This is a genomic window from Streptomyces sp. NPDC004065 (genome assembly GCF_044903565.1).
In the GTDB taxonomy this organism is placed as follows: Bacteria; Actinomycetota; Actinomycetes; order Streptomycetales; family Streptomycetaceae; genus Streptomyces.
In genome coordinates this window covers 306,873-332,533 of sequence record NZ_JBJDQT010000001.1, presented here as the reverse complement: position 1 = coordinate 332,533, position 25,661 = coordinate 306,873, and the positions used below count along the sequence as shown (strand labels likewise).

The window sequence follows — 25,661 nt, the reverse complement described above, 5'->3', positions numbered from 1 at the left end:
TCCGGGTCGCAGCCCCCACGGGGCGGACAAGACAAAAAATCCCTCATTTAGGAGCGATCGTGGCGCGCGACATCGCGGCTCCCCCCGTCATCCCCACCACCCACCAGGAACTGGTCTCGTGGGTCAACGAGATCGCCGAACTGACGCAGCCGGACAACGTGGTCTGGTGTGACGGATCCGAGGCCGAGTACGAGCGACTGTGCGAGGAGCTCGTCCAGAAGGGCACCTTCCGGAAACTCGACCCGATCAAGCGCCCCAACTCCTACTACGCGGCCTCCGACCCGTCCGACGTCGCACGGGTCGAGGACCGGACGTTCATCTGCTCCGAGAAGGAGGAGGACGCCGGTCCGACCAACCACTGGAAGGCGCCCGCCGAGATGCGGGAGATCTTCCGGGGCAAGGACGGCAAGGGCGGCATCTTCCGCGGCTCGATGAAGGGCCGGACGATGTACGTCGTCCCGTTCTGCATGGGCCCGCTCGGCTCCCCGCTGTCCGCGATCGGCGTCGAGATCACCGACTCCGCCTATGTCGCCGTCTCCATGCGCACCATGACCCGCATGGGGCAGCCGGTGCTGGACGAACTCGGCGACAGCGGCTTCTTCGTCAAGGCCGTGCACTCCGTCGGCGCCCCGCTGGAGGAGGGCCAGGAGGACGTGCCCTGGCCGTGCAACACCACCAAGTACATCTCGCACTTCCCCGAGGACCGCGAGATCTGGTCGTACGGCTCCGGCTACGGCGGCAACGCGCTGCTCGGCAAGAAGTGCTACGCCCTGCGCATCGCCTCCGTCATGGCCCGTGACGAGGGCTGGCTGGCGGAGCACATGCTGATCCTCAAGCTGACCCCGCCCACCGGCGAGTCCAAGTACGTCGCCGCCGCCTTCCCGAGCGCCTGCGGCAAGACGAACCTGGCCATGCTGGAGCCGACGGTCTCCGGCTGGACGGTCGAGACGATCGGCGACGACATCGCGTGGATGCGGTTCGGCGAGGACGGCCGCCTGTACGCGATCAACCCCGAGGCCGGCTTCTTCGGCGTCGCGCCCGGCACCGGCGAGCACACCAACGCCAACGCCATGAAGACGCTGTGGGGCAACTCCGTCTTCACCAACGTGGCGCTGACCGACGACAACGACGTGTGGTGGGAGGGCATGACCAAGGAGACCCCCGCCCACCTCACCGACTGGAAGGGCAACTCCTGGACGCCCGAGTCCGGTACGCCCGCCGCGCACCCCAACGCCCGCTTCACCACCCCGGCCGCGCAGTGCCCGATCATCGCGCCGGAGTGGGAGGACCCCAAGGGCGTGCCGATCTCCGCGATCCTCTTCGGCGGCCGCCGGGCCAGCGCGGTGCCGCTGGTGACGGAGTCCTTCGACTGGAACCACGGCGTCTTCCTCGGCGCGAACGTCGCCTCCGAGAAGACCGCCGCCGCCGAGGGCAAGGTCGGCGAGCTGCGCCGCGACCCGTTCGCCATGCTGCCGTTCTGCGGCTACAACATGGGCGACTACATGGGCCACTGGATCGAGGTGGGCAAGGACAAGGACCAGTCCAAGCTGCCGCGGATCTACTACGTCAACTGGTTCCGGAAGAACGACGAGGGCAGGTTCGTCTGGCCGGGCTTCGGTGAGAACAGCCGGGTCCTGAAGTGGATCGTGGAGCGGCTGGAGGGCAAGGCCGAGGGCGTCGAGACCCCGATCGGCGTCCTGCCGGCCAAGGGCGCCCTGGACACCGACGGCCTGGACCTGTCCGACTCCGACCTGGACTTCCTGCTCACCGTCGACAAGGACGTGTGGCGCGAGGAGGCGGCCCTGATCCCCGAGCACCTCAACACCTTCGGCGACCACACGCCCAAGGAGCTGTGGGACCAGTACCACGCGCTGGTCGAGCGCCTGGGCTGACCCGGCCGGGCCCGTGCGGCCCGCCCCGAGTTCCGCGGCCGGCCCGACATTGCCCTGACCTGCGACGTCGCCCGGCCGGCCGCGGCATCGACCCGTAGGAGGCCGGGTGCCGCACAACGGCGTGCGCACCCGGCCTCCTCGGCGTTCTCCGGCGGTGTGAGCGGCGGGACGCGGGCCACCGACACGGCCGGCCGGCACCTCGGGTGCCGGCCGGCCGTGTCACACGGCTTTCGTCGGGAGCCGGCGTGGTGTGAGGCGCCCGGTCCGCGCGTCGCTGCTGTGCACGCGGACCGGGGCCGTTCGAGCTGCCCTGCGGACGAGGGCTAATGGGCGGCGCCACTCAGTTCCTGGGAGGGCTCCTCCTGGACGGCGGCCGTGTGCGCGTCCATCCGCTCGGCCGCCAGGATCGCCGCCGCGGTGTCCGCGCGGGACGCGGCCACGACGAGCGCGCGGCCGGCGAGCGCGTGCGCCCGCCGGTGCAGGGCCGGCACCTCGCCGGCGCCGGCGACGGCGTCCGCGGCCACCGGAACGCGGACCGGGGCCCGGCCGCCCCGCAGCCGCGCCACCTGTGCGGCGAGCCGCTCGGCGGCCGTGTCCAGGTCGGTGGAGGGCGCCAGCGTGCGCAGCTCGTCGGTGACGGCGAGCAGCGCCGCGAGATGGCCCGCGAGCTGGATGTCCAGCTCCTCCTCGCGGGAGCGGTGGGGGAAGTCCGAGGTGGTGCCGGCCATCGTGCTGTGGACCGACTTGGTGCGGATCGGTTCGTACATGGGATGGCCTCCTGTGCGCTGACAGAAGGCATCCTAGCTTAGAACCGGTCTAAAGTTGAGCCGGTTCGCGGAACCGGACCGTAACCGCACCCTCAGTGAGCCGTTCCGCGGCGTGTCACGGCTGGCCGTACCCGTCCAGGAAGGTGCCGATCCGGCCCACCGCGTCCCGCAGGTCCCCGACCGCCGGCAGGGTGACGACCCGGAAGTGGTCGGGTTCGGGCCAGTTGAACCCCGTGCCCTGCACCACCATGATCTTCTCCCGGCGCAGCAGGTCGAGCACCATCTGCCGGTCGTCCCGGATCTTGAAGACCTTGGGGTCGAGCCGCGGGAAGAGGTACAGCGCGCCCTTCGGCCGTACGCAGCTCACACCCGGGATCCGGGTGAGCAGCTCGTAGGCGACGTCCATCTGCTCCTTCAGCCGCCCGCCCGGCAGCACCAGGTCGTTGATGGTCTGCCGTCCGCTGAGGGCGGCGACCACGCCGTGCTGCCCCGGCATGTTGGCGCACAGGCGCATGTTCGCGAGGATCGTCAGGCCCTCGATGTAGGAGTCGGCGTGCGCGCGGGGGCCGGAGACGGCCATCCAGCCGACCCGGTAGCCGGCCACCCGGTACGCCTTGGACATGCCGTTGAAGGTCAGGGTGAGCAGGTCGGGGGCGACCTTCGCGGTCGGGATGTGCGTGGCGCCGTCGTAGAGGATCTTGTCGTAGATCTCGTCCGAGCAGACCAGCAGGTTGTGCCGGCGCGCGATGTCGGTCAGCCCCTTGAGTACGGCCTCGTCGTACACCGCGCCCGTCGGGTTGTTGGGGTTGATGATCACGATCGCCTTGGTGCGGTCGGTGACCTTGCGCTCCACGTCGGCGAGGTCGGGCATCCAGTCGGACTGCTCGTCGCAGCGGTAGTGCACGGCCGTGCCGCCGGACAGTGAGACGGCGGCGGTCCACAGCGGGTAGTCCGGCGCGGGTACGAGCACCTCGTCGCCGTCGTCCAGCAGGCCCTGCATCGCCATCACGATCAGCTCGGAGACGCCGTTGCCGATGAAGACGTGCTCCACGTCGGTCTCGATGCCCAGGGTCTGGTTGTGCATGACCACCGCGCGGCGGGCGGCCAGCAGGCCCTTGGCGTCCCCGTAGCCGTGCGCCGTGGAGACGTTGCGGAGGATGTCCTCCAGGATCTCCGGCGGGCACTCGAAGCCGAAGGCGGCGGGGTTGCCCGTGTTCAGCTTCAGGATGCGGTGGCCGGCCGCCTCCAGCCGCATCGCCTCCTCGAGCACCGGGCCCCGGATCTCGTAACAGACGTTGGCGAGCTTGGTCGACTGGATCACCTGCATGTCAGGGAGCTTAGGGCCGGGCGGGGCCGGATGGCTCGTGTTTTCCGCCACCTGAGACACGGCGGAATGTTCCTTTCTCCCCCTTGGCTGTCTCATCGGCCCCGGGGGTCCCTATGCTTTCCGGCCATGTCCATGCCTCCCGACGTCCACGGCCTGCCCCGCCCGGACGGTGCGCCCCCGGCGCCGCCGAACGTGTACCAGCCGCAGCCCACGGCGATTCCGGACTACGACGGGTACGCCGATCCGGCCGCGGCCCACGGCTGGCAGAACGCGTACGACGAGACACGCGAGCTGCCGCGGGTTCCGGCCGGCTCGTCGCCGGGGGACGGCGCGCGGGCCCCGGAAGGCGACGGCATAGGGGTCGCGGAAGGGCACGGCGCATGGGCCGCGCAGGGGCACGGCGCGCGGGCCGCGGACGGCGACGGCGCGTGGGCCGGGGAAGGCGGTGCGTGGGCCGGGGGCGGCGCCCCGGGTCCAGGCGAAGGGCTCGGGCAGGCGGCGCCGGGCGGGCGGCGGGCGCGCCGGGCGGCGGAACGCGGCGCCGAGCGCCGTTCGCGGCGCGTGGTGGCGGCCGTGGGGGCGGTGGGCGTGGCGTCCCTCGCCGCCGTGATCGCCGGGGTGACGGCCCTGGGCTCGTCGCCGCAGCAGCCGCAGGGCACGCCGGACCGCACGCGTCCGGCGGCCGGCGCGGAGGACGCCGGGACCGTCTCCGCCGGCCCCACGACCGCCGCCTCCTCCCCGGGCGAGCGGCCTGCCGCCGCGACCGGAGCCGCCGCCACCGCCCGCAGCGGCCCGCCCTCCGCCACGCCGGGCGGGGGCACGGCCGTACCGCCGAGCGGGGGCGCGACCGCCTCGCCGGGCACCCCGGCGGACCCGGTGACGACCCCGGCGCCCGTGCGGTCGCCCTCGCCCACTTCCGAGGCCGGCTCCACCACGCCGAGCCCCACGGCGGCGGCGTCCGCCTCCGGGCGGCCCGGCCGCGGGCACGGCAGGGGCGGTCCCTGGCACCCCCGATAGGCCCACGGCTTCTTGTGGGCACCCCCTCACGCCATCACAATGCACATGACAAGACAGGCGGCCGGAAGATCTCCGGTCGCCCACGTCTGACTGAGGGGACCCCACATGAACAAGCCTCTCCTTGCCGCGGTCGCCACCCTGGTGATCACCGGGGCCGGCATCGCCCCCGCGGCCGCCGCCACCGCGGCGCCCCGGGCGGCCGGATCCCAGGCGGCCGCCGCCCGGCCGGCCGCTGCGGCCCCGGGCGCGGCGCCCTCGCTGAAGGCCGTGGACTTCGCCGGAACCGTCGCGCTGAGCAACTGCTCCGGCTCCGTCATCCGCTTCCCCAGCTCGGCGGACGGCGACCCGGCGCTCGTGCTCACCAACGGCCACTGCCTGGAGACCGGTTTCCCGGATCCCGGCGAGGTCGTCGTCGACCAGGCCTCCAGCCGCTCCTTCGGACTGCTCAACTCCTCCGGCACCCGCGTCGCCACGCTCCGCGCGAGCAAGGTCGCGTACTCGACCATGACCGACACGGACGTGACGATCTACCAGCTCACCCGCACCTACGCGCAGATCAGGAACTCCTACGGCATCGGCGCGCTGACCCTGAGCGACACCCACCCGGTCGCCGGCACCGCCATCAAGGTGGTCTCCGGCTACTGGAAGCGCATCTACAGCTGCTCCATCGACGGGTTCGTCCACCGCCTCAAGGAGGGCGGCTGGACCTGGAAGGACTCCGTCCGCTACACCTCCGCCTGCGACACCATCGGCGGAACCTCCGGCTCGCCCGTCGTCGACACCGCCACCGGCAAGGTCGTCGCCGTCAACAACACCGGCAACGAGGACGGCGAGCGCTGCACCGTGAACAACCCCTGCGAGGTGGACGCGAGCGGCAACGTCACCGTCCGCCAGGGCATCAACTACGCCGAGGAGACGTACCAGATCCCCGCCTGCTTCGGCGCCGGCAACAAGCTGAACCTGAACGCGAGCGGCTGCGTCCTGCCCAAGCCGTAGCGGCGGGCGCGGAAGGCGGCGGGGCGGGCGGTCACACCGGGGTGCGGCGCACCGCCCGTCCCGCCAGCACGTCCGTGCGCCGTCCGTCCTCGATCACGAACCGGCCGTCGATCAGCACGTACGGAATGCCCGTGGGCAGCGCGCGCGGCCGTTCGCAGGTGCTGCCCGGCGCGACGGTGGCCGGGTCGAACAGGACCAGGTCGGCCCGGTACCCCTCGCGCACCAGGCCCCGGTCCGGCAGCCGCAGCCGGGCCGCGGGCCGCCCGGTCAGGTGCGCGACGCACTCCTCCAGGGACAGCACGCCCAACTCCCTGACGTACCGCCCCAGATACCGCGGGAAGGTGCCGTAGGCCCGCGGGTGCGGCTTGCTGCCCTGGAGGATGCCGTCGGAGCCGCCGGTGTGAACGGGGTGCCGCATGATCGCCCGGACGTTCTCCTCGTGGCCCACGTGCTGGAGGACCGTCGTGCCCAGCCGGTCGGCGAGCAGCAGGCGGCGCGCGACGGCCCACGGCGTCTCGCCGCGCCGGGCCGCCGCGTCGCGGACGGTGCGGCCCACGTACGCGGCGAGCGCGGGCTCGGTCACCCCGGAGACCTCGATCGTCCCCCACTCCACCGGCACCCCGTGGCAGCCGTCGGAGCCGGTGACCTCCAGGTGGTGGCGGATCCGCTCGGCGGTGTCGTCGTCCGCCAGCCGCCCGAGGACCTCCTCCGGGCCGCCCGCGCTCGCCCAGCTCGGCAGCAGGGCGGCCAGGGTGGTGCAGCCGGGGGTGTAGGGATAGGTGTCGAGGGTGATGTCCGCACCCGCCGCGAGCGCCTCGTCCAGCAGCGCCAGCAGCTCGGGCGCCCGGCCCTTGTTCGCGGCGAAGTTCATGGTGGCGTGCGCCAGGTGCAGCGGGCAGCCCGCCTCGCGGGCGAGGGCCACCGTCCCGGCGTACGCCTGAAGGGCCCCGGCCCCGTAACTGCGGTGGTGCGGGCAGTAGTAGCCGCCGTGCGCCGCCACCACCCGGCACAGTTCGGTGAGTTCCGCGTCCGTTGCGTACATGCCGGGCGCGTAGGTGAGCCCGGAGGACATGCCGACGGCGCCCTGCCGCAGGCCCTCGGCGACCAGGTGCCGCATCCTCTCCAGCTCCCCGGGCGTGGCCGGGCGGTCCTCCCAGCCCACGGCGAGCGCGCGGACCGTGCCCTGCGGGACCAGGTACGCGGCGTTGACGGCGATGCCCTCGCCGTCGAAGCCGTGGTCGAGCCGGTCCAGGTACTCGCCGACCGACCGCCAGGTGAAGTCCACGTCGTCGCCGGGGCCGTTCCAGCCGGTGACGGCCCGGCGCACCTCCTGAAGCGTGCGGTCGTCGACCGGCGCGTACGACAGCCCGTCCTGCCCGATCACCTCCAGGGTGACGCCCTGGGCGGCCTTCGCGCTGTGGTCGGGGTCGCGCAGCAGCGCCAGGTCGCTGTGCGCGTGCATGTCGATGAAGCCGGGGGAGAGGACCAGGCCCTCCGCGTCCAGCTCCCGCCGCGCCCGCGGCCGCTGGCAGCCCGCCGCCGCGGCCTCCTTGACGATCGAGACGATCCGGCCGTCCCTGACCGCCACGTCGGCGCGGTAGGACGGGCCGCCGGTGCCGTCGGCCACGTCCGCGTCGCGGATGACGAGGTCGGCGAAGTCCGCGAACTCGACCGGGTCCATGAGGTGCCTCCTTCCGCGGGAGCCCGCGGTCCAGAAGAACGTGCCGCCTAGAAGAACGTACGGATGTACTCGACGACGGTGCCGTCGGCCCGCGCCACCGGGATCAGCTGCCACTTGTCGAACGAGGTGCAGGGGTGCGACAGGCCCAGCCCGATCCAGTCGCCCGCCTCCAGGTCGGCCTCCGGGCCGGTGCGCAGCCAGGTGTGCTGGTCGGACAGTCCGGTGACCTCGACGCCGGTGGCGGGGCGCTCGGCGCCGTCCCGGCGCACCGCCTGGGCGACGGGCAGGTCGAGGTCGTACGCCGCGTCCCGCTTGCCCGCGTTGGCGAAGGCCTGCCCGGGGGTGGGGCGTGAGACGACCTGCGCCCACAGGCGGAAGGCGGGTTCCAGGGCGCCCTCCTCCGGGACCCGGTTGAACGGGGTGAGCCTGCGGTAGTGCCCGTCGTCGTGCGAGATGTACGCGCCGGAGCGCAGCAGCCTCAGCGTGGGCCGGGAGAGCTCCGGGAGGCCGGCGAACACCTCGGCGACCGTGTCGAACCAGGCGCTGCCCCCGGCGCTGACCACGATCTCCTCCGCCGCCTCGAACCGGCCCGCCCTGTCGAGCTCCGCGGCCAGCGCCACCAGCCGCCGCAGCCAGGCCCGCACCCGGTCCGTGTCCGCCCGGGGCACCTCGCCCTCGTAGCCGGCCACCCCGACCAGCCGCAGCGTGCGCGTGGCCGCCACCGCGCCGGCGACCGCCGCGCCCTCCTCCTCGGTGCGCACCCCGGTGCGCGCGTCCTCGCCCGCGCCGAGCTCCACCACCACGTCCACCGGCCGCGGCGCCCGGCCCGCGAGGGCCGCGTCCATCAGCTCCACCCCGCGCACCGAGTCCACGTAGCAGATGAAGCGGAAGGCGGGATCGGCGGCGAGTTCGTCCGCGATCCAGCGCAGGGCGGCCGGGTCCACCAGCTCGTTGGCCAGGAAGACGCGCCGCACGCCGAAGGCCCGGGCCACCCGCACCTGGTGCGGCACGGCCAGCGTGATCCCCCAGGCCCCGCGCTGGAGCTGCCGGTGGAAGAGCTGTGGCGCCATGGTGGTCTTGCCGTGCGGGGCGAAGGCGAGGCCGTGCCGGGCGGCGTACGCCTCCATCAGCGCGAGGTTGTGCTCCAGACGCTCGGCGGACAGCGCGAGCACGGGCGTGGTGAAGCCGCCGGTGAACAGGTTGCGGCGCTGGGCGGCCAGCTCGCCCACGGTCAGGCCGTCCGCGTCGGGCGGGAGGCCCTTGAAGCGGTGGTCGACGCGTTCCTCGGACAGCCGGGCCAGCGCTTCGAAGCTCATGCAGCCTCCCTGATCAGGCGTGTTGCATGTACTGCAACACTCATTGCGTGCGACGCTCACCGCTGTCTAACATCTCGGCCACACGGGGTCAACGCACGGACCCCGCCACCCCGCCCCCCGAGCCGAGGAGCCACGAGCATCGTGACCGCCGGCGGACCCCGCAACGGCCCCGGCGTCGTGGACGTCGCGGCGCTCGGCGAGTCCATGGTCACGTTCCTGCCCACCCGGCCGGGCCGCCTCGCCGACGTCCCCGCCTTCCAGCGGGCCATCGGCGGCGCCGAGTCCAACGTCGTCTGCACCCTGGCCGCCGCCGGCCACTCCGCCCGCTGGGTGAGCCGGGCCGGCGCGGACGGCTTCGGCGACCATCTCGTCACGGCGATCGGGGCGTACGGCGTCGACGTCACGGCCGTACGGCGGGACCCGGAGCGCCCCACCGGCATCTACTTCCGCACCGCCGGCGACCGGGCCACCGACGCGCACGAGGTGGCGTACTACCGGGCCGGTTCGGCGGCCTCCGCGATGACCGTGCGCAACGTGGACCTCCGGGCGCTGCGCGCCACCCGGGTGCTGCATCTGTCGGGCATCACGGCCGCCCTGTCCCCCGGCTGCCTGGAGCTGCTGCGCGAGCTGACGGCGCCCCGCCCCGGCCGCCCGCTGGTCTCCTTCGACGTCAACCACCGGCCCGGGCTGTGGCGGGACGCCGAAGGAGGGCGGGTGCTGCTGGAGCTGGCGCGCGGCGCGGACATCGTGTTCGTCGGCGCCGACGAGGCCCGCGCGGCCTGGGGGCTCGACGGCGGCCCGGCCGTCCGCCGGGCGCTGCCCGAGCCGGGCACGATCGTGGTCAAGCAGGGCGCGGACGGTGCCACGGCCTGGTGCCGCGGCACCGGCCGCCCGGACGGCCCCGACGGCCCCGACGGCCCGGACGGCCCCGACGGCCCGGACGGCCCGGGCGGCCCGGACCGCCCCGACGGGCCGCGCGACCGCGACACGTCCGTGGGCGCGGGCGACCCGGACGACCGCGAGCGGCGCGTGGACGCCGACGGGCCGCGCGACCGCGCCACACCCGCGGACGCCTGCGGCACCCCGGTGTTCGTGCCGGCGCCCCGGGTCGACGTCGTCGCCCACGTGGGAGCGGGCGACGCCTTCGCCGCCGGCTTCCTGTCCGCCACCCTGCGGGGACTGCCCGTGCGCGACCGGCTGCGCCACGGCCACCTCATGGCCGCCGCCGCCCTCACCGTCCCCGGCGACCTCGCCGCGCCGCCCACCCGTCGCCCGGCCACCGCCCCCCACGCGGCGGCCGCGCCCCGCCCCTCCTGGACCGACCGCGCCGACCGGCTGGCGGCCCTGGACGACGCCGCGTGGGAGAGACTTCGACTCGGCCCCGGCTGGACGCGCACCGCGCAGGGGGCCGAGGAGGAGGGACGTACGCCATGAGCCAGACCGTCGACCGCGCGCTGAGCATCCTGCCGCTGCTCGCCGAGGGCCCCGCCGACCTCGGACAGGTCGCCGACCGCCTCGGCGTGCACAAGTCCACCGCGCTGCGCCTGCTGCGCACCCTGCACGGGCACGGACTGGTCTACCGCCAGTCCGACCAGCGCTACCGCCTGGGCGCCCGCCTGTTCGCCCTCGCCCAGGAGGCGATGGAGAACCTGGACGTCCGCGAGATCGCCCACCCCCACCTGGTACGGCTCAACGAGAGCTGCGGGCACACCGTCCACCTCGCCGTGTACGAGGAGGGCGAAGTGCTCTACATCGACAAGGTCGACAGCCGCTACCCGGTGCGCATGTACTCGCGGATCGGCAAGCCGGTCGCCATCACCGTGGCCGCCGTGGCCAAGCTGCTGCTGGCCGACCTGCCCGAGGGCGAGCGGCGCGCGGTCGCCGAGAAGCTCGACTACCCCATGTACACCTCCCGCTCGACCCCCGACGCGGCCGCGTTCCTGCGGGAGCTGGAAAAGGTGCGGGAGCAGGGCTGGGCCACCGACCTCGGCGGCCACGAGGAGTCCATCAACTGCGTCGCCGCGCCCGTCCGGGGCGCCGACGGCCGGGTGGTGGCGGCGATGTCGGTGTCCGCGCCGAACGTCGTCGTCGGCGCCGGCGAACTCCTCACCCTCCTGCCGCTGGTGCGCCGCACGGCGGACGCCATCAGCGGCGAGTACTCCGGCAGAACCCCCGTGACCACCCCGGACAGGGACAGCACCGTACGAGACAGGGACGGCACCGCATGACGGACAGCACCGCGACGACCCCCAAGACCGCCCTCACCCCCAGCACCCACACCACCCCGCCCGCGAAGTTCTCCCACGGGGTGCGCAAGGGCAACATCCTGCAGGTCGCCGGCCAGGTCGGCTTCCTGCCCGCCGAGGAGGGCAGGCCGCCCACGCCCGCCGGGCCCACCCTGCGCGAGCAGACCCTCCAGACCCTCGCCAACGTCAAGGCGATCCTTCAGGAGGGCGGCGCGAGCTGGGACGACGTGATGATGATCCGCGTCTACCTCACCGACACGGCGCACTTCGCCGAGATGAACGAGATCTACAACACCTACTTCGAGGAGCAGGGCCTCACCCAGCCGCCCGCCGCGCGCACGACGGTCTACGTCGGACTGCCCGCGGGGCTCCTCATCGAGGTCGACGCGCTCGCCGTACTCGGCTGACGCCCGCCGCCACCGCCCCGCCACCGCCCCGCCCGCGCCCCCGGAGCGTGCTGTCGGTGGCGGGCTTCGCGGTGGCGGCGGTGGTGGGCGTGTTCGTGCAGGGCTCCGATAACGATGCGGGGGACCGGTTGCGCCGGACACAGGATCGTCGACCATACTGCCCGCTGTGGAGCAGCGCACAGGTACGAGCAGCCAGCCCCTGAAGGGCGAGCCCGTGACGGGCGCCGGGTTCGACCCGGCCTTCATTCCGGGACTCACCGCACCCGCGACGCCGGCCCCGAAGGACGCGTCCGCCGGGGAGGAGTCACCCGAGGACGCGGCGCCGGAGGACGCGGTGCCGGAGGACGCGGCGCCGGAGGACGCGGCGCCGGAGGACGCCTCCGCGGCGGACACCGCGCAGGAGGAGACCGAGCCGGAGGACACCGCGGCCGGGGAGGACACCGAAGCCGGGGAAGCCCCCGCCGGTCCGGTCTTCGAGGCCGCCGACCGCCGGGCCCGGATCGTCGCCGACCACAAGGGCGTCCGCCTCGTCCTCGACGACCAGCAGTGCGAGTTCCGCTGGGAGGAGATCGGCGCCGTCGAGACGGCGACCCCCCGTTTCGGCAAGCGCTTCACGGTCACCGTCCACACCCCCGACCGCCGCTGGTACCCCATCGAGATCGAGGCCTCCTCCCGCTCCCGCTTCGCCGAGTGGGAGAAGGAACTCGACGCGGTCCTCGACGCGTACTTCGAGGAGGACGCCGAGCAGCCGGCGCAGGACGCCGAGCAGCCGGAGCGGGAGGCCTAGCAGCGGCCCAGGAGGCGTCCTGGCGCCGGTGCGCCGGACCTGCCGGTGCGCCGGACGTGTCGGTGCGCCGGACGTGTCGGTGCGCCGGGACCTCCCGGCGCACCGTGACGCGCCGGGCTACGGCAGCCCGTGCACGTGCGGGCCCACCGCGTTCGACCAGGCGTTGCCCGCCGCCGCGTCCCAGTTCGTCGACCAGGTCATCGCGCCGCGCAGGCCCGGGTAGGTCTTCGAGGGCCTGAAGGCGCCGCAGTTGGTGAGCCGGGTGAGGCAGTCCAGGGCGTTGTTCACCACCGTGGGCGAGACATAGCCGCTGCCCGCGCCCCTCGGGGAGGCCGGGACGCCGAGGCCCACCTGGGACGGGGACAGACCGCCCTCGAGCTGGATGCAGGCCAGGGCGGTGAGGAAGTCCACCGAGCCCTGGCTGTAGACCTTGCCGTCGCAGCCCAGCATCGAACCGCTGTTGTAGTACTGGGTGTTGACGACGGTGAGGATGTCCTTGATGTTCAGGGCCGTCTGGAAGTAGCCGGCCGACGCGGACTGCATGTCGATCGTCTGCGGGGCCATCGTGATGACCAGGGACGAGCCCGCCCTGGACGACAGGGTGCGCAGCGCCTGCGACATGTAGGTCGCGTTGATGCCGTTCTCGAGGTCGATGTCGACGCCGTCGAAGCCGTACGTCCGCATCAGCGCGTACACCGAGTCGGCGAAGTTCGCCGCCGAGGCGGGGTCGTTGACAAAGACCGTGCCGTTCTGGCCGCCGACCGAGATCACGACCTTCTTGCCGGCCGCCTGCTTGGCCCTGATGTCCGCCTTGAACTGGTCGGTCGTGTAGCCGCCGAGGCCCGCCGAGTCGAGGGTGAAGCCCACCGCGCCCGGGGTGGTCGTGGCGTCGGCGAAGGCGACGGCGATGATGTCGTACTGCGCGGGCACGTCGGAGATCCGCTGGACCGTGGCGCCGTTGTCGAAGTTCTGCCAGTAGCCCGTCACCGCGTGCCGGGGCACCCCGGAGCCGCCCCCGCCGCCTCCGGTCGCCGCGGTGGTGGCCGTCACCGCCGCCGACTTCGCCGACTCGCCCACCGCGTTGGCCGCCGTCACCTGGAAGGAGTACGAGGTGGAGGCCGCGAGGCCGGTCACCGTGGCCGAGGTGCCGCTCACCGCCGTCACCTTCGTGCCGTCGCGGTAGACGGTGTAGCCCGTCGCGCCCTGGACCGTGTTCCAGGACAGGGAGACCGAGGACGAGGTGGTGCCCGTGACCGACACGCCCGCCGGGGCCCGCGGCACGGTCGGGGCCGGGTCACCGCCGCCGCCCCCGTCCGGGCCGAACACCGAGACGTCGTCCGCGTAGTACGCCGCCTGCCCGTACCAGCCGTGCAGGTACACCGTCACCGAGGTCGTCGAGGCGCCCGTGGTGAAGGTCGTCGACAGCTGCTTCCAGCCCGGGGTGTCGGGCGTCCACGTCGAGACGTCCGTGGTGCCGGTGCCCTTCGCGCCGAGGTAGGTGTAGCCGCCCTGCACCCATGCGCTCAGTGTGTACGTCGCGTTGGGCTTCACCGCGACGGTCTGGCTGCACTGGGCGTTGTCCTGGCCGGCCGGGGTGGCCTTCAGCGCGGCCGAACCGCCGTGCACGGGGGAGGAGACGGTGGTGCCGCTGCCGGCCGAGCAGGTCCAGTCGCCCAGGCCCGACTCGAAGCCCGCGTTCCTTGCGTTGTTGACGTCGGCGGCCTGCGCCTGTCCGGTGCCGGCGAGACAGAGGGCGAGCGCGAGGGCCGCCGTCGCGGCTGCCGGTGCGGTGCGCCGGGGGCGGTGCCGTCCGGACGACGGTCTGGGCATGCCTGATACGCGGTCCACTGGGGCCTCCGGTGGGGGAGTGGGGAGTGGGGAGGGCAAGTCAACTGGCGTACGGTGGCCACCGCTTGGCGTACAAGTTGGTCCAGACCAATTGTCTTTGTCAAGAGGTCCAGACCAGAAAACGCCACCGGTCCAGCAGCATCCCCAGCGCGCAGCCCGCCAGCAGCACCCCCGTCGACATCCACAGCGACAGCGACGACGCCCCCGTCCGCTCCCAGTGCAGCGACAGCGTCAGCAACTGGGCCGCCGCCGGCACCGCGCACCCGGCCACCGCGTGCCGCAGCGGCAGCTCACGCCACGGCAGCGGGTGCGCCCGGGCCGCCGCCCAGGTGGCCAGCACGACGCACACCAGGTTCGGCAGATGGACCAGCGCCAGCGCCGCGCCGAAGGAGCCCACGCGCGGCCCGGTCAGCGGCCCGTACAGCAGCGTCATCTGGAGGTACTCGGTGACCACCAGGACGACCACGCCCACCGCCCAGCAGCGCACCAGTGGCCACACCGTCACTCGCCTCCCCGGACCTGGAACCACAGCAGCGTCACGAAGCCCAGCGCCGCCAGTCCGCACCCGGCCGTCAGCGCCAGCGACTGGAGCACCGGCGACCAGCTCCCCGGGCCCGCGACCGTCGCCGTACCGCGCGGGTCGCCGGGGTCGTAGGTGACCGTGACCGCCGTGCCCGGCGTCATCGACGGCCCCGCCAGATCCTCGAACTCGATCCGGCCGCCGTCCGCCGCGCGGAAGACGAAGAAGCAGCGTGTGGCGTCGGAGCGGCCGTACGGCTCGGTCTCCACCCGGACGCACTCGCCGCCGGTGCGGACCCCGCGCCGCAGCACCCGCGCCAGCACCGCCAGCCGGCGCGCGTACCGCACGGCGAGCGCGCCGAACAGGGCGGCGAGCGCGGCGAGTACGACGTACCCCGCGCCCGGCACGGCCATCAGTGGACCTCCACCGAGCCGACGATCCGCTTCAGGTCCCCGGCGGGCAGTGCTCCCTTCGCCGCGTCGACGCGCACCGCGAAGGCCCGGCCGGTGGAGTCCAGGCCGGTCAGGATCACCCCCTCGACCGGGGTCCCCTTCGGCGGGCCGCCGTCCTCGCCGGTGGCGGAGAAGGAGAAGTCGATCCGCTTGGCCTCGTCGGTGCCGGCGAGCCGCACGTCCTTCTCGCCGCGCACCTTCGCGCCCAGCTGGATGCCGGCCTCCGCGGCGATGGCGGCCTGCTCGGCCGAGCCGGCCCGGGTGAAGCCCAGTTGCACGGTGATCGTCGAGACGGTCCGGCCGTCCTCCCTGCGCACGGCGGCCGCCGCGTTGTACCTGCCGCGCTCGGCGGCGCCCCGCGGGGCGTAACCGCCCGGGCCCCGCGGATACGACACGTCGACGCCCTCGGTGCGCAGCGTCCCCCAGCCGTCCGGCACCGTGGCCGAGCCGGAGCCGGAGCCGGAGCCGGAGCCGGAGCCGGAGCCGGAGCCGGAGCCGGAACCGTCGTCGGTGCCGCAGCCGGTGAGGGCGCCGGTGGCGGCCACCGCGCACGTGAGCAGACCGGCGAACAGCAGTCGTGTCTTCATCGGCGTGCGCTCCCTGCCCTGAGGTCGGCGGCGATCACTTCGCACAGTAGCTGTAGGGGACGTAGCCGCGGCTGGTTCCCCGCGGAGCGCCCAGGAACTGCGCGTCGGTCAGCGTCTCCGACTTCTTCTCGGTGCTGATCGACAGGCCCATGCTGAGACCGAGGTTGAGCTCGAAGCCGTACTCGGCCGCGTTCACCTGGCCGGTGTAGGTCATCCGGCTGGACGTGCCCTTGTCGAACATCAGCTGCCCGAAGGGGTCGTCGGCGCCCGGACGCTTCGTGGGCGCGTGGTCGTCGAACATGTATTGGAACGGCGTGACGAGCTGCTCGTTGCCGCCGTCCAGCCACCGCTCGGCCACGGCCCGGTCGGCGTCGCCCTCCGGGCCCGGGGCAAAACTGAGGGAGTTGGTGACGACGCGGATGCCGGTGGCGCTGTCGGTGCCCTTCTCGCTCACCGAGCCGCCCCGCTTGTCCCTGCCCGCCTTGCCGTTGTCGCCGCCCGCCTTGGCGCCGTCCCTCTGTCCGCCCTCCTCGACCGTGCGTGTCATGTCGACGCGGACCAGCTTGCCGGTGGTCTTGTCGTAGGTGACCGTGATGGTGCCGGTCTGCGTGGTGGAGGCGGAGTAGTCGCCGCCCAGCGGGCCGGCCTCGTAGCTCACCTTGCTGCCGTACTCGATGGACGAGGCGTACGTGTACGACTTGGTGTTCTTGTAGGGGTTGTCGGTCCAGGTGATCTCGGGCGCGTACTTGAAGTTGCCGCCCAGCGCCGCGCCCAGCTTCTTCTCGTCGCCCGCCGAGATCTTCAGGCCGGCCGACGCGGAGGCCTCCAGGCCCACCTTCCCGTAGGTGATCTTCCGGTTGTCCCCCAGATGGTCCTTCACGCGTTTCTCCGTCTCCTCCTCGTCCTTGAGCGGCCCGGTGCCGAAGAGGTAGAGGATGCTGTCGCCGAGGCCCGCGTCCGCCCCGCCCGGGGACTGCCGCCGCATCTGGTACATCTGCAGCTTCTCGATGTCGTCGCGGAACCGCCGCGCCTCCTCCGGGCTCTCGAAGACCCAGGTGTCGCCGTTGGTCACCTTGATGCCCGCGCCCAGTTCCACCTTGTCGGTGCCGAACCTGCCCACCTTCATCCCGGGCTGGAAGTCCTTCTTGGTGCCCACCGAGGCCGCGTCGGTGAAGGTGAGGTAGACCAGCTCGTCCTTGTCGTCGACCGTTCCGTCGTGGTTGACGTCCGTGTGGGCCTTCAGGTGCTGCTCCTGGAAGCCGTACTCCTTGCCGATCTCCCAGAACAGGATCTTCGCCTTGGAGCCCGCCTTGTCGGTGACCGTCGAGACCTGGCACAGCGCCGGCTCGTAGTCGGCGTCGGTCCGCGGCGCGCCCGCCCGGGCGCCGCCGCCGCCGGTGCCGCAGTCGCCGCCGCCGGTGACCTTGCAGACCTCGGCGGCGATCCGGTCGTAGACGGTGCGTCCGATGCCGGTCGCGGACATGCCGAGCGCGATCGCCACGGTGACCACGATCATCCCGAGGTACTCGGTGCCGGTGGCGCCCGAGTCGCCGAAGCGGTGGCCCCGGTCCGGCCACGTCCGTATGCCGCCCCCGCTCGTCATACGGCTTCCCCTCCTCGCCCCGTGGCCACAGCACCCGTGTGGACGCCGAGGGTAGGAACGGGCGGCTCCCGGGGCGTGGGCCCGCGGGCCCAAAGGCGGGCCCAGAGCGGCCCGGTGGCGCGGGGCCCATCTCCCTGGGCCCGGCCCGGATGCTCAACCTGCCCCGGTTTGACGTGACTTGCGCGAGGACAGTTGCCACCCAGCTACACAATCGCTGTTCTCCGGTCACAGAGGCGTGGATACAGTGCTGAGGTAGTCACGCAGTGAAGTCAACTCGGCGTGCCGGAGGAACCACGGCAGGCCGTACGGCGTGAAACGGGGAGCTGCGCGTGTCAACTGCCATTGCTGTGACCAGCGCCGACATGGCGCTGCCCGCGCAGGACGAACGGACCGTGCCGGCCGTCGTCCTGGGCGAACTGGACCGACAGCCGCTGGAACAGGCGCTGGAGGGGATGCAGGCGCTCGTCGAGCACCACGGGCACGTGATCGTCGTGTGCTCGCCCGCCGTCCCCCGCGCGGTGGAGCGCAGACTGCTCACCGTGCGCTCCCTGCTGGAGAGCGACCGCATCGCCCTGTTCCGCCCCGACCTGCCCCCGCTCGCGATCGCCGTACTGGCCCGCCAGCTGCGGCAGCTCGCCTCCTGCGACCTCAGCCCCGGCGTGCTCGCCTCGGCGGGCCGGCTGCTCACCCACTACGTCCACGCCGGCGCCGTCCTCGGCTCCGTCACCCGCCTGGACCGCGTACCCGTCGGCCTCAAGGCGCACGCGAAGTCCTGGGTGCCGGGCAGCCAGTTCGGCGTGATCGCCCACCCCCAGCCGCAGCTGGTGCGCATCGGCCCCGACGCCACGCTCGCCGGGCCCGAGTTCGGCACCTGGATGCTCGTGGCCAGGGGCCAGCTCCAGTCCGACTGGGCCGGCGCCGCCCTCGCCCCCGCCTGGAACGTGCTCGGGCTGCGCGAGGCGCCGCTCCCGGCCGAGTCCGCGCGCTGGTGGGGGACCGGCAGACTCGTCGAGTTCTGCACCTACCTGCCCGACCTGTCGGTGCTCTACCAGCTGGTCACCTCGGTGCGCCAGGGCGTCTGCCACTGGTGCGGCATCGACGTCATCGGCGACCGCTGCGTCTTCTGCTCCGCGACCCCGCCCGCCCACGACACGGCCGTCCGGGAGAGCCGCACACCCGCCGGGTGAGCCCGAGGCGCCGTCCCCGTCCACCGATTCCGCTCGACCGATATCCCCAATGAGGTTGTACGGTTCATGAACTCCCGTCAGCGCCGCGGCGTGATACTCCTGATCCTGTCCGTCATCTGCGCCCTGGGCGCGTTCGCGGGCGTGCTCTCCGTCATCGGCGACGTCAAGTCCAAGGTCGGCCCCGAGGTCACCGCCTACCGGCTGCGGTCGGATGTGCAGCCCTACACCGCGCTGAGCGCAAGCCAGTTCGAGAAGATCAAGATGCCGAAGCGGTGGCTGTCGCCCAACGCCGTCACCGACCTCTCCGGCATCCAGGGCAAGATCGCGGTCACCACGCTGCGGGCCGGCTCCCTGCTGCAGAGCGACATGATCGTGAATCAGCCCGCCCTGCAGCCGGGGCAGCAGGAGGTCGCCATCATGATCGATGCGGCGACCGGCGTGGCCGGCAAGATCACACCCGGTTCCACGGTCAACGTGTACGCCACCTTCGGCGGACAGCGGGAGGGTGATCCCGCCCAGTCCAAGATCATTGTAACCAACGCGCGGGTGCTCGACGTCGGCCAGATCACCGCGCTCCAGCCCGACGCGGGCAACCGCAACCAGCAGCCCACCGACGCCGTGCCGATCACCTTCGCGCTGTCCACCATCGACGCCCAGCGCATCACCTACGCCGAGTCGTTCGCCCAGCGGGTCCGGCTCGCCCTCGTCGCGCCCGGCAGCGACACCAGCGTCCCGGCCAAGGACCGCACCTACGAACTCGCGAACGACAAGTGAGAGGCCGCGCGCATGCCCACCAGGATCCTCCCGGCCGTCGGCGACGCGGACGCGGTCCGTTCGATCACCACCCTGCTCAGCCAGCTCCCCGACGCCGAGCCCGTGCCACCGGTCGCCGACTCGACCCAGCTCATCGACACCCTCGCGCGGCTGGCCGCGGAGTCCGTGGACGAGCTGCCCGAGGTCGTGGTGGTGCACGAGCGGATCGGCCCGGTGCCGGCCCTGGAGCTGATCCGCGAGGTGGCGCTGCGCTTCCCGGCGGTCGGCGTCATCCTCGTCACCTCCGACGCCAGTCCCGGACTGTTCTCCGCCGCCATGGACTCGGGGGCGCGCGGCCTGGTCGCCCTGCCGCTGAGCTACGAGGAACTGGTCAGCCGGGTGCAGGCGGTGGCCCAGTGGTCGGTGGGCGTACGGCGCCATCTCGGCCACGGCGGCGACGTGTTCACCGGGGTCGGCGGGCGCGTGGTGACGGTGAGCGGGGCCAAGGGAGGCGTCGGCGCCACGGTGGCCGCCGTCCAGCTGGCCCTCGCCGCCCAGACCTCCGGCCACAGCACGGCCCTGGTCGACATGGACCTGCAGACCGGGGACGTCGCCTCCTATCTGGACGTGCAGTTCCGCCGCTCGGTCGTCGACCTCGCCGGCATCACCGACATCTCCCCGCGCGTCCTGGCCGACGCCGTCTTCCGCCACGACACCGGGCTCGCGCTGCTGCTCGCGCCGGGCGAGGGCGAGCGCGGCGAGGAGGTCACCGACCGCGCCGCCCGCCAGATCGTCAGCGCCCTGCGCTCACGGTACGAGATCGTGGTCCTGGACTGCGGCGCCCAGCTGAGCGGGGCCGGCGCGGCGGCCGTGGAGATGGCCGACACCGCGCTGCTGGTGACCACCCCCGACGTGGTCGCGGTGCGCGCCGCCAAGCGGACGGTGCGGATGTGGGACCGGCTGCAGATCCGCAAGGCGGAGGAGACGACCGTCGTGGTCAACCGCCACACCCGCGGTACGGAGATCCAGCCCCCGCTCATCCGGAAGATCACCGGCACCGCCGTCGCGGGCACCGCCGTGCCCGCCAACTTCAAGGAGCTGCAGGGCGCGGTCGACGCCGGCCGCCTGCACGAACTGGACAACAAGAGCGTGGTCAAGCAGGCCCTGTGGGGCCTCGCCGCCGAACTCGGCATCGTCCGGCGGACCGAGGCCGCCCAGCGGGGCGGCGGCCGGCTGCGCGGCGGTGACCGGGGCTCGGTGCGCTTCGGGCGGCGGAAGGAGACGGGCGGATGAGGACGTCGACGGTCATGGCGCCGGGGCGGCGGCCGGGGCCGCGGCTGGGGTCGCGGTGGCGGCCGGGGCTGCGGTCGCATCGGTCCCGGCCGGACAGGTCCCGGCCGGGCAGGTCCCGGCCGGACAGGTCCCGGCCGGGCAGGTCCCGGCCGGACAGGTTCCGGGCGGCGGGGACCCGGCCGGGCGGGCTCCGGTCGGACAGGGGGCAGGTCGCCGTCGAGTTCCTCGGCATGGCGCCGACCATCATCATCACGCTGGTGCTGATGTGGCAGTGCGTGCTGCTGGGATACACGTACACGCTCGCGGGGAATGCTGCCGACGAGGCGGTGCGGGCGGCAACGGCGGCGCCGTCGGGCAACCGGCCGGCCGTCTGCCGGCAGGCCGGGCTCGACAAGCTGTCGGACGCGTGGAGGAGCGGGGCCGAGGTGGACTGCGGGGGGACGAACGGCTATGTCACGGCCGACGTCAGCCTGAAGGTCCCGGTGCTCTTCCCGGGCACGATCGACTTCCCGATCACGGTGCGCGGCCACGCCGGCGCCGTAGAGGAGGAGACGGACTGACATGCCGTACCACCGCGCACGGCGCGACCGCGACCGCGATCGCGGGCAGGTCGCCGTCGAGTACCTGGGATTCGTCCCGATCCTGCTGCTGGTCGCCATGGCCGCCATACAGATCGGGCTCGTCGCCTACACGGCGCAGCAGGCCGGAACGGCGGCCCGGGCCGGTGCCCGCGCCGCCTCGCTGGGGCTGAGCGCCCAGCAGGCCTGCCGGACCGCGGTCAGCGACTGGCTCGCGGGGGGCACCACCTGCTCCGCCTCGGGCGGGGGCGCCGGCTCGGTCGAGGTCACCGCCACCGTGCACATCCCGTCCCTCATCCCCGCCTGGGACGACGCCTTCGGAAACGCCACCAAGACCGCCACCATGCCGCTCGACCACTGACCCGGAACCCGGAAGAACCCGGAAACCGAAGAACGGACGAACCCGGAAACCCGAAACGGAAGAACCCGGAAGCCGGAAACCGGAAGAACGGACGAACCCGGAAGCCGGAAGAACGGACGAACCCGGAAGCCGGAAGAACAGCCAGCGACCAGGACCGAGGAGCACCGCACCATGAGTCTCCGCGCACGCATCAACTCCCCCGAGGAGCACGGCAGCCGGGGGGAGGACGGCCATCTGGTCGCCTCCTACCGGGCCAAGCTGCTGGAGGAGATCGACCTCGCGGAGATGAGCTCCCTGGCCGCCGCCGAGCGCAGGGCGCGGCTGGAACGGGTGCTCGGGCACATCATCAGCCGCGAGGGCCCGGTCCTGTCGACCGTGGAACGCTCCCAGCTGATCCGGCGGGTGGTCGACGAGGCGCTCGGCCTCGGCATCCTCGAACCGCTCCTGGAGGACGCCTCCATCACCGAGATCATGGTGAACGGCCCCGACGCGATCTTCGTGGAGCGCGGCGGCCGCGTCGAGCAGCTCCCGCTGCGCTTCGCCTCCAACGACCAGCTGATGCAGACCATCGAGCGGATCGTGTCGACCGTCAACCGCCGCGTGGACGAGTCCAATCCGATGGTCGACGCCCGACTGCCCTCCGGTGAGCGCGTCAACGTCATCATCCCGCCGCTGTCGCTCACCGGCCCGACCCTGACCATCCGCCGCTTCCCCCGCTCCTTCACCCTCCAGGAGCTGATCGGCTTCGGCTCGCTGGACGAGCAGATGCTGTACCTGCTGGCCGGGCTGGTGCAGGCCAAGTTCAACGTCATCGTCTCCGGCGCCACCGGCACCGGCAAGACGACCCTCCTCAACGCCCTGTCCGGGCTGATCCCGGCGGGCGAGCGCATCATCACCATCGAGGACTCCGCCGAACTGCAGCTCCAGCAGCCGCACGTGATCCGGCTGGAGGCGCGCCCGCCGAACGTGGAGGGCCGCGGCCAGATCACCATCCGCGACCTGGTGCGCAACTCGCTGCGCATGCGCCCCGACCGCATCGTCGTCGGCGAGGTCCGCGGCGGCGAGTCGCTGGACATGCTCCAGGCGATGTCCACCGGTCACGACGGCTCGCTGGCCACCGTGCACGCCAACAGCGCGGAGGACGCGCTGATGCGCATGCAGACGCTGGCCTCGATGTCCGAGGTCGAGATCCCGTTCGTCGCCCTGCACGACCAGATCAACAGCGCCGTCGACGTCGTCGTCCAGCTCACCCGTTTCGCCGACGGCGCCCGCCGCGTCACCGAGATCGCGATGCTCGACAGCCACGGCAGCGAGCCCTACCGGCTGGCCACCGTGGCCCGCTTCGCCGCCCGGCCGATGGCGGCCGACGGCCGCATCCACGGCGTCTTCGAGCACCACCCGCTGCCCCGCCGCACCGCCGACCGCCTCTACATGGCGAACCAGCCGATCCCGCAGGCGTTCGGCGTCGCCCAGTCCGCAGACCAGCTCGCCACCCGAGAAGCCAGGTAGGCAGGTAGGAACCGTCCCCATGGATCTCAGCACCCTCGTCACCCTCACCACCGGCGTCACCCTGCTGGCCTGCGTCCTGGCCGTGACCGGCCTGCACGCCTACGCGACGGGCAAGGCCCAGCGCGCCGCGCTCGTCGACCGGCTGTCGCAGACCGGGCAGATCCCCGTGGGCCGCCGGCGCCGCTTCCGCACCCTCGACCGCCGGCTGCGCCGCACCAGGCTGGGCCGCAAGCTGGAGCTGAAACTGGCCGCGACCGGCCTGGACGTCACCCCGGGCGAGTTCTTCGCCTACATGCTCGCCACCGTGGCCGCCCTCTGGCTGATCGGCCAGGCCGCGCTCGCCCCCTTCTTCGGCCCCCTCGCCGGCCTGCTCGGCGTGTGGGCGGCCATGCAGTTCCTCAACTGGCAGCGGCAGAAACGCATCGAGAAGTTCATCAACCAGCTTCCCGAGCTGGCCCGCATCCTGGCCAACGCCACCCAGGCCGGTCTCGCCCTGCGCACCGCCATCGGCATGGCGGCCGAGGAACTGGAGGCCCCGGCCGGCGAGGAGCTGGGCAAGGTCGCCCACCAGTTGGCGCTCGGCGCGTCGATGGACGACGCGCTCGGTGAACTCGCCGACCGCCTCCCTTCCCGGGAGCTGGTCGTGCTCGTCACCACCCTGGTGCTGTCCAACCGGGCCGGCGGCCAGGTGGTCGGCGCCCTGCGCAACCTCACCGAGACGCTCGAGGAGCGCAAGGAGACCCGGCGCGAGGTCCGCACCCAGCTCTCCCAGGTCAACATGACCTCGTACGCCGTCCCGGTGCTCGGCGTCGGCGCGCTGTTCCTGATGAACGGCGTCAAGGCGGGCGCACTGGACCGCATGACGGGATCGCCGGTCGGCCAGGGCGCGGTGATCATCGCCTTCGCGCTGTACGCCGTCGGCTTCGTCCTCATCCGCCGGCTCTCCCGCATCGACGTCTGAGCGCGGACGGCCACGAAGGAAGACGAAGGAAGACGAAGGACGAGGAAGGAAGAGGAAGGAGGACGAAGCCATGGGACTGCTGCTCGCACTCGTGATGGGCCTCAGCGTCTGGGGCGCGTTCGCTGGCATCCGCATGTACCGCGCGGACGCCCGGCTGCCCAACGACCTCGCGCTCGCCCTGGAGGTCGGCGCCACCCGCACCGGCGCGGTGGACTCGGTCATCGACCGCCTCGGCATGCGCTACGCCCCGGCCGTGCTGCGCCTGATGGGACCGAAGCTGGTCGCCAAGTACCGCCGCAAGATCGACCTGGCCGGCAACCCGGGCGGCCTGACCATCGACCGCTACGCGGCCCGGCGCGCGGTGTACGGCTTCCTCGGCGGCGTCGGCGGCCTGGTGTTCCTGCTGCGCGGCCAGTACCTGGTGGCGCTGCTGCTGCTCGCCTTCGGCGCGTTCTGGACCGAGGTCGGCATCTGGTCGGCGATCCGCGTCCGCAAGGACGTCATCGAGCGGACGCTGCCCGACTTCCTGGACGTGCTCGCCGTCGTGGTCAGCGCGGGCCTCGGCTTCCGGCAGGCCCTGGACCGGGTCGCCTCCAAGTACGAGGGCCCCTGGGCGGACGAACTGCGCATCACCCTGCGCCAGATGGACCTCGGCATGAGCCGCCGCCAGGCCTTCGCCGAACTGCGCCGGCGCAACGACTCCGAGCAGGTGGCGATGTTCGTGACGGCGCTTCAGCAGGGCGAGGAGCTGGGCGCGCCGATCGTGGACACCCTGGTGGCGCTGGCCAAGGACATGCGGCGCACCGACGCGCAGAACGCCCGCCGCAAGGCGGCCCGCGCGGTCCCCAAGGCCACCATGATGATCACCACCTTCATGGTCCCGGCCACGATGATCCTCCTCGGCGCGGGCCTGCTGCTCGGCTCCGGTGTGGACTTCAGCTCGGTCACGGGCAAGTAGGGAGAGGCGAGCAGGACATGCCGGCGAGGACGGACAGGACGGCGGACAGGACGGCGGGCAGGGCGGCGGGCAGGGCGGCGGACGCGAAGGCGGACGTGACGGGGGACGCGACGAGGGGCGCGACGGCGGGCGCGACGGCGGGCAGAAGGCCGCCCGGGGAGCGCACCGGGCTGCTGCGCCGCCGTCCGAAGCCGGCCGAGATCACGACCCCGCCCGCGGGCACGGTCCTCCCCGCCCACGTCCGCACCGGAGCACCGGACATCCCGGTCACCTCGGTGACCCCGGCGCTGCCGCCGGGCTGGGAGCCGGCGCGGGCGCCTGCCGCCGGGCGCCCGGAGGACGGCGCCTCCGCGGGCCCGCCGCTGCCGGGGGTGCCCCAGCAACCGGGGGCGCCGCAGCAGGCGGGGGTGCCGCAGCAGGCGGGTGAGCGGGAGTCCCCGGGTGGGGAACAGGGTCACGGACGGGTCGGTGCCGTGCCGGCATCGGTGGACGAGCAGGCCGGGCCACCGGCCGTTGCCCCGGCCCCGGCCCTGGCCCCGGCCCTGGCCCCGGCTGGCTCCTCCGGGGGTCCGGCCGCCTCCGGACCGGCCGCCCCGCCCCCCGCCCCGACCGGGC

24 protein-coding genes are annotated in these 25,661 nt (G+C 73.1%); 15 read left to right on the top strand and 9 right to left on the bottom strand.

Translation table 11 applies throughout. The features are described from left to right. Positions 1 to 59: 59 nt before the first annotated feature. A complete protein-coding gene (locus ACI2LW_RS01495; protein WP_404729076.1) occupies positions 60 to 1,892 on the top strand; it encodes a phosphoenolpyruvate carboxykinase (GTP) in 1,833 nt (610 codons plus the stop codon). A 323-nt stretch (positions 1,893 to 2,215) separates the two neighbouring features. Here ACI2LW_RS01495 and ACI2LW_RS01490 read toward each other — a convergent pair whose 3' ends face one another. Then, on the bottom strand, positions 2,216 to 2,659 hold the full coding sequence (locus ACI2LW_RS01490; RefSeq protein ID WP_404729075.1) for a hypothetical protein: 444 nt from the start codon (positions 2,657 to 2,659) through the stop codon (positions 2,216 to 2,218). A 115-nt stretch (positions 2,660 to 2,774) separates the two neighbouring features. Then, the gene (locus tag ACI2LW_RS01485; protein ID WP_404729074.1) at positions 2,775 to 3,986 is read right to left on the bottom strand and encodes a pyridoxal phosphate-dependent aminotransferase; all 1,212 of its coding nucleotides are present in this window, start codon (positions 3,984 to 3,986) and stop codon (positions 2,775 to 2,777) included. Positions 3,987 to 4,112: 126 nt separating this feature from the next. Here ACI2LW_RS01485 and ACI2LW_RS01480 point away from each other — a divergent pair, with 126 nt between their 5' ends. Next, complete coding sequence (locus tag ACI2LW_RS01480; RefSeq protein ID WP_404729073.1) at positions 4,113 to 5,003, top strand: hypothetical protein; 891 nt, start codon at positions 4,113 to 4,115, stop codon at positions 5,001 to 5,003. 105 nt (positions 5,004 to 5,108) lie between these two features. After that, on the top strand, positions 5,109 to 5,999 hold the full coding sequence (locus tag ACI2LW_RS01475) for a serine protease (RefSeq protein ID WP_404729072.1): 891 nt from the start codon (positions 5,109 to 5,111) through the stop codon (positions 5,997 to 5,999). Between the two features lie 31 nt (positions 6,000 to 6,030). Here ACI2LW_RS01475 and ACI2LW_RS01470 read toward each other — a convergent pair whose 3' ends face one another. Next, positions 6,031 to 7,680, bottom strand: a complete 1,650-nt coding sequence (locus ACI2LW_RS01470) for an amidohydrolase family protein (protein WP_404729071.1) — start codon at positions 7,678 to 7,680, stop codon at positions 6,031 to 6,033. A 47-nt stretch (positions 7,681 to 7,727) separates the two neighbouring features. After that, the gene (locus tag ACI2LW_RS01465; RefSeq protein ID WP_404729070.1) at positions 7,728 to 8,996 is read right to left on the bottom strand and encodes an amino acid deaminase; all 1,269 of its coding nucleotides are present in this window, start codon (positions 8,994 to 8,996) and stop codon (positions 7,728 to 7,730) included. A 141-nt stretch (positions 8,997 to 9,137) separates the two neighbouring features. On the opposite strand from ACI2LW_RS01465, the gene ACI2LW_RS01460 reads away from it, so the two are divergent. The 4 genes from ACI2LW_RS01460 (at position 9,138) to ACI2LW_RS01445 (ending at position 12,436) form a co-directional block, all read left to right on the top strand. Further along, entirely contained in the window at positions 9,138 to 10,430 is a 1,293-nt protein-coding gene (locus ACI2LW_RS01460) for a sugar kinase (RefSeq protein ID WP_404729069.1), read from the top strand. Next, positions 10,427 to 11,224, top strand: a complete 798-nt coding sequence (locus ACI2LW_RS01455) for an IclR family transcriptional regulator (RefSeq protein ID WP_404729068.1) — start codon at positions 10,427 to 10,429, stop codon at positions 11,222 to 11,224. The genes ACI2LW_RS01460 and ACI2LW_RS01455 overlap by 4 nt, the downstream gene beginning before the upstream one ends. Further along, on the top strand, positions 11,221 to 11,649 hold the full coding sequence (locus ACI2LW_RS01450) for a RidA family protein (protein ID WP_404729067.1): 429 nt from the start codon (positions 11,221 to 11,223) through the stop codon (positions 11,647 to 11,649). Before ACI2LW_RS01455 ends, ACI2LW_RS01450 begins: the two co-directional genes overlap by 4 nt. A 166-nt stretch (positions 11,650 to 11,815) precedes the next feature. Next, complete coding sequence (locus ACI2LW_RS01445; RefSeq protein ID WP_404729066.1) at positions 11,816 to 12,436, top strand: hypothetical protein; 621 nt, start codon at positions 11,816 to 11,818, stop codon at positions 12,434 to 12,436. Between the two features lie 117 nt (positions 12,437 to 12,553). On the opposite strand, the gene ACI2LW_RS01440 is transcribed toward ACI2LW_RS01445, so the two are convergent. From ACI2LW_RS01440 to ACI2LW_RS01420, 5 genes are all read right to left on the bottom strand, one after another. Continuing rightward, a complete protein-coding gene (locus ACI2LW_RS01440; RefSeq protein WP_404729065.1) occupies positions 12,554 to 14,266 on the bottom strand; it encodes a chitinase in 1,713 nt (570 codons plus the stop codon). Positions 14,267 to 14,384: 118 nt separating this feature from the next. Further along, positions 14,385 to 14,789, bottom strand: coding sequence for a hypothetical protein (locus ACI2LW_RS01435; RefSeq protein WP_404729064.1), 405 nt, complete (start codon positions 14,787 to 14,789; stop codon positions 14,385 to 14,387). Continuing rightward, complete coding sequence (locus ACI2LW_RS01430; protein ID WP_404729063.1) at positions 14,786 to 15,217, bottom strand: DUF3592 domain-containing protein; 432 nt, start codon at positions 15,215 to 15,217, stop codon at positions 14,786 to 14,788. Before ACI2LW_RS01430 ends, ACI2LW_RS01435 begins: the two co-directional genes overlap by 4 nt. After that, complete coding sequence (locus ACI2LW_RS01425; RefSeq protein ID WP_404729062.1) at positions 15,217 to 15,843, bottom strand: hypothetical protein; 627 nt, start codon at positions 15,841 to 15,843, stop codon at positions 15,217 to 15,219. Before ACI2LW_RS01425 ends, ACI2LW_RS01430 begins: the two co-directional genes overlap by 1 nt. 34 nt (positions 15,844 to 15,877) lie before the next feature. Then, on the bottom strand, positions 15,878 to 17,446 hold the full coding sequence (locus ACI2LW_RS01420; RefSeq protein WP_404729061.1) for a hypothetical protein: 1,569 nt from the start codon (positions 17,444 to 17,446) through the stop codon (positions 15,878 to 15,880). A gap of 362 nt (positions 17,447 to 17,808) precedes the next feature. Between ACI2LW_RS01420 and ACI2LW_RS01415 the strand changes: the two genes are divergently transcribed. From ACI2LW_RS01415 to ACI2LW_RS01380, 8 genes are all read left to right on the top strand, one after another. Then, entirely contained in the window at positions 17,809 to 18,633 is an 825-nt protein-coding gene (locus ACI2LW_RS01415) for a hypothetical protein (protein ID WP_404729490.1), read from the top strand. A 66-nt stretch (positions 18,634 to 18,699) separates the two neighbouring features. Beyond that, complete coding sequence (gene cpaB / locus ACI2LW_RS01410) at positions 18,700 to 19,407, top strand: Flp pilus assembly protein CpaB (RefSeq protein WP_404729060.1); 708 nt, start codon at positions 18,700 to 18,702, stop codon at positions 19,405 to 19,407. A 12-nt stretch (positions 19,408 to 19,419) separates the two neighbouring features. Continuing rightward, complete coding sequence (locus tag ACI2LW_RS01405; RefSeq protein WP_404729059.1) at positions 19,420 to 20,679, top strand: CpaE family protein; 1,260 nt, start codon at positions 19,420 to 19,422, stop codon at positions 20,677 to 20,679. Positions 20,680 to 20,909: 230 nt separating this feature from the next. Continuing rightward, entirely contained in the window at positions 20,910 to 21,239 is a 330-nt protein-coding gene (locus ACI2LW_RS01400; RefSeq protein ID WP_404729058.1) for a pilus assembly protein, read from the top strand. 1 nt (position 21,240) lies between these two features. After that, entirely contained in the window at positions 21,241 to 21,618 is a 378-nt protein-coding gene (locus tag ACI2LW_RS01395; RefSeq protein WP_404729057.1) for a TadE/TadG family type IV pilus assembly protein, read from the top strand. 171 nt (positions 21,619 to 21,789) lie between these two features. Beyond that, on the top strand, positions 21,790 to 23,127 hold the full coding sequence (locus ACI2LW_RS01390; RefSeq protein ID WP_404729056.1) for a CpaF family protein: 1,338 nt from the start codon (positions 21,790 to 21,792) through the stop codon (positions 23,125 to 23,127). Between the two features lie 19 nt (positions 23,128 to 23,146). Continuing rightward, a complete protein-coding gene (locus tag ACI2LW_RS01385) occupies positions 23,147 to 24,088 on the top strand; it encodes a type II secretion system F family protein (protein WP_404729055.1) in 942 nt (313 codons plus the stop codon). Positions 24,089 to 24,158: 70 nt separating this feature from the next. After that, positions 24,159 to 25,046, top strand: coding sequence for a DUF5936 domain-containing protein (locus tag ACI2LW_RS01380; protein ID WP_404729054.1), 888 nt, complete (start codon positions 24,159 to 24,161; stop codon positions 25,044 to 25,046). The last annotated feature ends 615 nt before the right edge of the window (positions 25,047 to 25,661 follow it).

Excerpts from the sequence above, each read along its gene's own strand:
- ACI2LW_RS01490 (WP_404729075.1), bottom strand. The coding sequence starts at position 2,659 with ATGTACGAACCGATCCGCACCAAGTCGGTCCACAGCACGATGGCCGGC.
- ACI2LW_RS01485 (WP_404729074.1), bottom strand. The coding sequence starts at position 3,986 with ATGCAGGTGATCCAGTCGACCAAGCTCGCCAACGTCTGTTACGAGATC.
- ACI2LW_RS01480 (WP_404729073.1), top strand. The coding sequence starts at position 4,113 with ATGTCCATGCCTCCCGACGTCCACGGCCTGCCCCGCCCGGACGGTGCG.
- ACI2LW_RS01475 (WP_404729072.1), top strand. The coding sequence starts at position 5,109 with ATGAACAAGCCTCTCCTTGCCGCGGTCGCCACCCTGGTGATCACCGGG.
- ACI2LW_RS01470 (WP_404729071.1), bottom strand. The coding sequence starts at position 7,680 with ATGGACCCGGTCGAGTTCGCGGACTTCGCCGACCTCGTCATCCGCGAC.
- ACI2LW_RS01465 (WP_404729070.1), bottom strand. The coding sequence starts at position 8,996 with ATGAGCTTCGAAGCGCTGGCCCGGCTGTCCGAGGAACGCGTCGACCAC.
- ACI2LW_RS01455 (WP_404729068.1), top strand. The coding sequence starts at position 10,427 with ATGAGCCAGACCGTCGACCGCGCGCTGAGCATCCTGCCGCTGCTCGCC.
- ACI2LW_RS01450 (WP_404729067.1), top strand. The coding sequence starts at position 11,221 with ATGACGGACAGCACCGCGACGACCCCCAAGACCGCCCTCACCCCCAGC.
- ACI2LW_RS01440 (WP_404729065.1), bottom strand. The coding sequence starts at position 14,266 with ATGCCCAGACCGTCGTCCGGACGGCACCGCCCCCGGCGCACCGCACCG.
- ACI2LW_RS01430 (WP_404729063.1), bottom strand. The coding sequence starts at position 15,217 with ATGGCCGTGCCGGGCGCGGGGTACGTCGTACTCGCCGCGCTCGCCGCC.
- ACI2LW_RS01425 (WP_404729062.1), bottom strand. The coding sequence starts at position 15,843 with ATGAAGACACGACTGCTGTTCGCCGGTCTGCTCACGTGCGCGGTGGCC.
- ACI2LW_RS01420 (WP_404729061.1), bottom strand. The coding sequence starts at position 17,446 with ATGACGAGCGGGGGCGGCATACGGACGTGGCCGGACCGGGGCCACCGC.
- ACI2LW_RS01415 (WP_404729490.1), top strand. The coding sequence starts at position 17,809 with ATGGCGCTGCCCGCGCAGGACGAACGGACCGTGCCGGCCGTCGTCCTG.
- cpaB (WP_404729060.1), top strand. The coding sequence starts at position 18,700 with ATGAACTCCCGTCAGCGCCGCGGCGTGATACTCCTGATCCTGTCCGTC.
- ACI2LW_RS01405 (WP_404729059.1), top strand. The coding sequence starts at position 19,420 with ATGCCCACCAGGATCCTCCCGGCCGTCGGCGACGCGGACGCGGTCCGT.
- ACI2LW_RS01400 (WP_404729058.1), top strand. The coding sequence starts at position 20,910 with ATGGCGCCGACCATCATCATCACGCTGGTGCTGATGTGGCAGTGCGTG.
- ACI2LW_RS01395 (WP_404729057.1), top strand. The coding sequence starts at position 21,241 with ATGCCGTACCACCGCGCACGGCGCGACCGCGACCGCGATCGCGGGCAG.
- ACI2LW_RS01390 (WP_404729056.1), top strand. The coding sequence starts at position 21,790 with ATGAGTCTCCGCGCACGCATCAACTCCCCCGAGGAGCACGGCAGCCGG.
- ACI2LW_RS01385 (WP_404729055.1), top strand. The coding sequence starts at position 23,147 with ATGGATCTCAGCACCCTCGTCACCCTCACCACCGGCGTCACCCTGCTG.
- ACI2LW_RS01380 (WP_404729054.1), top strand. The coding sequence starts at position 24,159 with ATGGGACTGCTGCTCGCACTCGTGATGGGCCTCAGCGTCTGGGGCGCG.